Below are 6,946 nucleotides of genomic sequence, written 5' to 3'. Positions count from 1 at the left end.
TCCAGTCCTCGCCGGGGCTTCCACCTGGTGGGGACGTGCGCCCGTAGCTCAACGGATAGAGCATCTGACTACGGATCAGAAGGTTTGGGGTTCGAATCCCTACGGGCGCGCAAACCGAAACCGCAGGCAGTTCCCCCGCTGGCCTGCGGTTTCGTCATTTCGGCACGACGATCGACCACCCGCCCCCGCGGCGAGGGTGCGTTGGGACGCAGGGCCGGTGCGGTCCGGTGCCTATTCGACGGGTCCTCTAGTGGAGTAAGACAGTTGACTTACTCTTTTACTTTTCATTATGGTCCGCGTCGCGGGCGGTCGACGGGCGCTCGCCGTCCCGGGCTCGATCTGGCCCAGATCCCTCTCCCCGCCGAACCTCGTACGAAGGGAATCCTCCATGACCAGGATCGAACCCACGGCGGTGTCCTCAGCGGAGATCTCCCGGCGGCGCCTCCTGGCGGGTGCCGGCGCGGCCGCGGCGACGGGCGTGCTGGGCGGGCTGGTCCCGGCCACTGCTCACGCCGCCCCCGGGCTGCGACAGGACCCGCCGCACACGTACCTCTCGACGTCCGGCGTTCCGCACGCCGACATCGGGGACGTGGCCACCCTGCGGGCCGGCCTCGGGTGGGACCCGGGCGACCCCAACAGCTTCAACCAGGAGTGGTACGACGCCATGCAGGTCGTGTTCGCGCAGATCGCCTCGGAGAATCCGGAGGCGGTGCTGCACCAGGGCGACATGGTCGAAGGCCGGTGGGGCAACGACAACAACACCAGGTGGCCCAACACCGGGATCTTCGGCCCGGTAGGGACGCCTGAGGAGCGGACGCTCGCCGTCCAGGCGGCCGCTGACTGCTACTACTCGGAGTGGCTGCGGTTCCGCGACGCCTCCGGGGTCACCACCAACTGGCACTTCGGCGTGGGCGATCACGAGATCGGGGACTCGGGGCGAAACGGCATCGCCCTCGGATGGCAGTACGGCGCCATGGAGACCTTCAAGTCCAAGTGGTCGGAGTACTTCACCCGCCGACCCGACGGCGGGCACAAGTACACGCTGCGCCCGGTGGGCACCGCGTGGGAGGACACGGCCTACGCGGTCCGTCTCGACCCGCTCACGCTGCTGGTCACCGTCGACCCCTTCGTCAAGCGCCCCGACGGCATCCGCTCCTCGGTGGAGGGCGACCAGCTCGACTGGCTCGACGAGCTGCTGGCCAGCCAGCGCGAGGACGGCATCAAGCACATCCTCGTCCAGTCGGAGAGCCCCGCGTTCGGGCCCAACCGGGCGGCCAACACCTCGCAGATCACGATGGAGGGAGGAGCGGGGTCACCGTTCTGGCGGGTCCTCCAGAAGCACCGTGTGGACCTGCTGCTCTGTGCCGAGTTCCACGAGATCACCGCTCACCACGACCCGGTGACCCAGGCGACGCCGTTCCAGATCGTGCACGGCGGGAACATTTTCTCCTCGCGCTCGATGAACTACCTGCTCATCCGCACCTTCCCCACCCGGATCGAGCTCGAGGCGAAGCGGATGGCCCCGGCGACCAACCTGAGCCCCGGCGCCCTGCTGTGGAACACCAATCGCAGCACCGCCGAGAGGATCGCCATGAAACCGGGTGCCAGCCCGGTCGGCACGCTGACCATCAACAAGATCGGGCCGCGCCCCACCCTGGAGAACCGCACCGGCGTCTTCACCGAGTACGTGGCCTGACGCCCTGGCGGCAGGCCGGCTCGACACGGACCGGTGCCCTCCGGGTGGGTGAGCCGGGGCGACCCTTGGTGACCATGCGAACCTGGCCCTGGTGGGCGATTTCGCAATGCTTGAGCCCGTGCAACCATTCCGGTTGGAGACACCCGTTCCGGGGGTGAGGGGGCCGTCAACGATCGAGTTGGGGGTCCCCTCACGACGCCGGCTCGCGGCCGGGTCTGCGCGGCTCAGGTGGCCCAGACCGACGGGGGCATCAGGCGTTCGGGACTGTCGCCCGCAGCATCCGCGAACGCTTCCATCGACTCCGTCAGCTGCTGCCTCTGCGCAGCAGACAGCTTGGCGAGGATCGCGCCGATCGCGTCCCGGCGAAAGTCGAGGAGGGATCCGACCATCGTTTCGCCCTGGTCGGTCATGGTGAGCAGCATCTGGCGCCGGTCGTCCGGGTTCTCGCGCCGGTCGACCAGTCCCGCCTTGACGAGCACGTCGCAGGCCCGGGTGGTGTTGGAGGGGTGCACGCCCATCCACTGCGCGACGGCGCCGGGGTTCAGGGGACCGTGGCCGTGGAGGATGACCAGCACTCGCCACTGGGGCAGCGTCAGCTGGGTGTCGGTGTCGGCGAAGGAGCGCGCGACGATGGCCACCAGGGCCTTGGAGGCGCGCAGGACAGCCTCGACCTGCCGGCTGGATTCGGTGGGGGGCTCTGCCATGGCGACAAGCATCGCAGATTCATCGAGCCGCACTCCCGGGGTCGAGGCATCGAGTCCGGGCCCGGGCGGTCCCGGCTAGGGCGAGGGTGTGGACGCCTCAGGAGAAGGCTCGGCGCTCGGCTCGGGAGAGGGCGGCGCCGTGGTCGGCTCGGTCGCCGGCTCCGCCGAGGGTTCTGCCGCCGGTTCTGTGGGACTGGGCGCTGGTGCGGCCGGTGAGCCGGTCGGTGAGCTGCCCGACGACGGCTCGGTGGTTCCCTCGGTGGACGTGCCGTCGGACGACGATCCCGACGTCGAGGTCGACGTCGAGTCGGGCACGACAGGGGGCGCCTCGCCGAGGATGGCGACGATCTCGGCCTTGAACTCGTCCAGCTGGGTGGAGATCTCGGCGAGGGAGTACGCCGTGATGTTCTGTCCGAACTCGGTCAGCTGGTTCCAGACCTCGACGAGGGCCAGGAGCTGCTCCTGGCCGGGGGTGTCCTCGACCGAGAGGACAAGCTGGCTGGCGATGGCGGCCGTGATGCACCGGTAGCAGTCGTAGTTGGCGGCAACGGCGAGGTTCTGGGGGACGACCACGTGGGCGTCGTCCATGATCAGCACGACCTGGAAGGCGACCGCGACCGTCACGCAGTTCGAGCACGAGGCGTAGGCGTGGGCCTCGTTGACGTTGAGCACCTCGTCGCCCTCGGCCCACACGAGCGCGAACGCGACGTCGTACCGGACCGAGTCGTCGGTGGTGTTGTAGGCCGCTGCCTGGTTGTCCCCCTCGTCGGGAGGCAGGGGCTTGTCGAACGGGAACACCCACGGTTCGGTCGACCCGTCCGGGTCCGGCTCCGGGTCCGACGATCCGTCGCCGGGCTCCTCCGCGGCCGGGACCAGCACCATCGCCAGCTGGGGATCGGACTTCGTCGGGAGGGCCGCGCCCTCGGCGAACGTCGCCTCGAGCGGCTCCCCACTCCCCAGCCTCTCCTCGGCCGATCCTCCCGCCGCGGAGGCGGGGGCGTAGAGCGGAGCGGGCCGGGCGGCCGGGACGCTTTGCGCGCTCGGGAGCAACGAGGTGATCAGCCCGCGCTCGTCGGGCCCGATCGGACGGTAGTTGCCGGGGTGCGGCCACCACGCCCACGAGAGGCTGGTGATGACCACGGCGCTCAGTGCCGCGGCCAGGACCCGCTTGGGGAGGGAGCCCTGGCTCCACTGCGCGAGGCCCCGCGACGAACGCAGCCCCAGCCGGCCCAGGATGATGGCGCACGCGAGCAGCGGCAGCACGACCGCGAGCACCTGGAGCCCGTTGGCGGTGACGTCGATGAAGGTCCCGGTCTGCCACGCGTCCGCGACTGCGGAGGCGTTCTGCCGGATCGCCCCACCCGCCGAGCCGACCATGCGGGGGACGGCCGCTACCAGGGCTGCGAGCATGAGCACCAGCATCGGGACCGTGATCAGCACCCACAGGGTGATCACGCCCCGGGCCCAGGGCTTGAGGGCACGGGCCTCCGGGTCCGACCACCGGTGCGGCAGCAGCCCGGCCAGCGTCGGACGGATCCGGTGGTAGAGGTCGGGGACACCGGTCAGGTCGGCGAGCAGGTGGTAGCCGTCGAAGCGCAGCAGCGGCAGGAGCTGTTGCACCATCTGGAGGATCTGGGTCGCCACCAGCAGCAGCAGCGCGTCCCAGCCGGAGAGCGACCACCAGACGAAGGTGAGCACCACCACGATGGCGTTGAAGTAGAGGCCGCCCAGGTCGGTGCGGATCCGGCCCGTCCGGCCCAGCCGGTAGCTGTCGGTCACGTCGGTGTAGAACGCGGGCCACACCAGGTAGAGACCGGCGCCGATCACCCCGGGGTCGGCTCCGCCGTAGCGCGCCGCCGCCGCATGGCCGAACTCGTGGAAGCCCGCCGAGAGCACGGTCACCACGAAGACCAGGAGCAGCAGGTGCGGCCGCTGGAAGGCGTCGTACGCCGCGGGCGCGAGGCCCTGGCGGAAGAAGACCCACCACGTGACGGCGAGGAACCCCGCGACCACGACCGCGGCCAGCGCCGGGCGGAACAGGAACCGGAACGGGTCGGTCAGGCGGCGGGTGCTCCGGGGATCGGTGACGGCGAACTTGAGCTTGAGGGCCAGCAGGGGGTTGGACCGTTTGAGCTCGGGCTCCGAACCGTCGTCGAGCTTGAGCAGCCCCAGCGGTCGCAGGTGGTCCTCGACCAGGGTCGCGACCACCTCCTCCGAGACCCGTCGCTCCATGGCATGGCTGACGACGTCCGCGATCTCGGCACAGCTGCGCCGGCCGTCGACGGCATCCAGCACCAGGTAGAGCAGCGGGGTGAGCTGGAGAGTCTGCCCGTCGCCGCGGCGGACCAGGGCCGGTGGGGTCCGGTAGCCGGACCCCACCATCGACCCGATGAGCTGGAGGTCGTCGACGCGTGCGGGCGCGTCGACGAGTGTCGTCACTGCGGCTGCGTCCCGGCGTCGCTCGTCGGGTCAGCAGTCGCGGTGGTCGACGCCGACTCGTCGGCCGAGGCGGTGTCGGTGTCGGGCGGCTCCGTGGACGACTGGTTGATGTCCGAGACCTGGTCGGACGTGGCCTGGGCGGTTCCCGTGATCGACTGGTTGATGATGGCGTCCTGCTGGGCGATCGCCGTCGCCTGGGAGTCGTCGGAGAGGACGTTGGCGGCCACGGCGGCGTCGATCGGCGCCGCCACGTTGGCGTTCGCCGCGACCGCACCGTTGATGGGGGCGGCCAGGTCGGCATCGAGGTCGACGTTGACGTCGACGTTGAGAAGGTCGCCCTTGAGCAGGTCGCCGGTGTCGAGCTGCCCGACGGTGTCGGTCACGTCGTCGAGGACGTTGCCGACGGTGCCGATCACGTGACCGGTCGCATCGAGCACCTGACCGGTGAGCGGGTCGAGGGAGCCGATCACGTTGCCGGCTGAGTCGACGACGTTGCCGGTGGCACCGTCGAGCGTGCCGACGACGTTGCCGGCGCCGTCCACGATCGCGGTGCCGTCGACCAGCCCGGTCACCGTGCCGAGAACGTCGCCCGTGGAGTTCAGCACCTCCCCGGTGAGGGGGTCCAGGACTCCGACGACGTTGCCGGAGGCATCCGTGACGTTGCCGGTCGCGCCGTCGAGGACGCCGATCACGTCGCCGCCGGAGCCGACGACGGAGGCGCCGTCGATCAGGTTGGTCACGCTGCCGACGAGGTTGCCCGCGGAGTCCACGACCAGGCCGGTGGTCTCGTTGAGGGTGCCGACGACTGTGCCGGAGGAGTCGAGGACGTTGCCGGTCTGGGTGTCGAGGGTGCCGACGATGTTGCCGGCGGAGTCGACCACAAGGGTGCCGTCGACGGGCTCGGCGGCAGCAGCGGCGTCGCCGGCCTCGGTGGCGTCGGCCGCCGTCATGGCCGCAGGCTGGTCGGCCCCGGTGCCCTCGGCAGGAGCAGTGGTGTCGGCGCCCGTGGGCTCGACGGTGTCGGACTGGTCGATGGAGCTGTCCTGGGTGCCGGTCGCGATCGCGTCGGCCGCCACCGTCTGGTTGACGACGACACCCTGGTCGGCCAGGGCCTGGGCCTCGGAGCCGTTGGACAGCAGGTTGGCGCCCACCGCGGCGTCGATCGGCGCCACGACGTTGGCATTGAGGGCGACGGCGAGGTCGATGGGTGCCGCGCCGTCGATGGCGAGGTCCACGTCAGCCGCGAGGTCGAGGATCGAGACGACCTCCTTGTCCGGCAGCGCCGTCACCCCCTCGGCCTCCAGTTCGTCGGGCGTGATCGGTGCGAATTCGTCGGAGCTCATCGGTTCCCTCTCTGCGCCCGGCGTCGTCTGCCGAGCGTCTCCCTTGCGGCCCGAGCTTGTGTGCAGCGGGCGCTACCGCCGCGTGCGCGAGTTCGTGGCCCGGCACACGCCTGCGTCACTTACCCCCGACGCCCATGAGGTAAACACACGCTCCTCCCTGCGGGACTCGCCGGGTCCCGGACGCGGGCGTCAGAGGGTGTGGGGCGCGACCACGCACACCGTGGTGGCGGTGTTGCCGGAGTCGTCGACGCCCATCAGCTCGGCGTCTCCGTTGAGGGTGAACCTGTTCTGGACGGCGCCGGTGAAGGGCTTGACCTCGACCTTGCCGCCGGGCGCCTGGGTGAGCTTGAACGTGGTGCCGTTCGCGTACGGCCCGAACCGGAGGTTCGAGGCGGTGTCCCGGACGTAGATGTCCACGTTCGGGTCGACGTCGTCGAGCGCGATCATCCGGTAGTAACCGTCGCTGCTGTCGCCCGACAGGGTGCCGGCCGGGTTGGGGCCCGGCGGGCAGCTGACGACGGGTGGGATCACGTCGCCGGTGAGGTCGACGTGGACGGTCTGCACGAAGCCGGGGCCACCGGGAACTCCGTCGAGCGTGAAGCCGATCCGACAGGTGAGCGTGCCTCGGGGTGCAGACCCGTCCACCTGGAGGGTCGACACGAAGGTCGCGGTCTCACCGCTGGCGACGGTCTGAGCTACCTGCTCGGGGACGAGCGACAGGCCGGGGTCGCAGGACGGGTCGACTGCGACGCTGACCTCGAGAT

General features: G+C 70.4%; 5 protein-coding genes and 1 tRNA gene. 2 read left to right on the top strand and 4 right to left on the bottom strand.

Annotated features, from left to right (window positions below; genetic code table 11):
* Positions 1 to 37 precede the first annotated feature (37 nt).
* Both VFN12_RS15130 and VFN12_RS15125 read left to right on the top strand, forming a co-directional pair.
* Positions 38 to 110 (top strand) — tRNA-Arg (locus VFN12_RS15130).
* Positions 111 to 388: 278 nt separating this feature from the next.
* Complete coding sequence (locus VFN12_RS15125; protein WP_325119568.1) at positions 389 to 1,696, top strand: hypothetical protein; 1,308 nt, start codon at positions 389 to 391, stop codon at positions 1,694 to 1,696.
* Between the two features lie 224 nt (positions 1,697 to 1,920).
* On the opposite strand, the gene VFN12_RS15120 is transcribed toward VFN12_RS15125, so the two are convergent.
* From VFN12_RS15120 to VFN12_RS15105, 4 genes are all read right to left on the bottom strand, one after another.
* Positions 1,921 to 2,400, bottom strand: a complete 480-nt coding sequence (locus tag VFN12_RS15120) for a MarR family transcriptional regulator (protein ID WP_325119567.1) — start codon at positions 2,398 to 2,400, stop codon at positions 1,921 to 1,923.
* Between the two features lie 75 nt (positions 2,401 to 2,475).
* Positions 2,476 to 4,839, bottom strand: coding sequence for a hypothetical protein (locus VFN12_RS15115; protein ID WP_325119566.1), 2,364 nt, complete (start codon positions 4,837 to 4,839; stop codon positions 2,476 to 2,478).
* Entirely contained in the window at positions 4,836 to 6,182 is a 1,347-nt protein-coding gene (locus tag VFN12_RS15110) for a hypothetical protein (protein ID WP_325119565.1), read from the bottom strand. The genes VFN12_RS15115 and VFN12_RS15110 overlap by 4 nt, the downstream gene beginning before the upstream one ends.
* 189 nt (positions 6,183 to 6,371) lie before the next feature.
* Positions 6,372 to 6,946: hypothetical protein (locus tag VFN12_RS15105; RefSeq protein WP_325119564.1), on the bottom strand; the 575-nt coding region annotated here is incomplete at its 5' end.

This window comes from Nocardioides sp. (assembly GCF_035703625.1).
Taxonomy (GTDB): Bacteria; Actinomycetota; Actinomycetes; order Propionibacteriales; family Nocardioidaceae; genus Nocardioides.
Note: the sequence above shows the minus strand (reverse complement) of the source record. Positions and strands in the feature narration are given on the sequence as shown.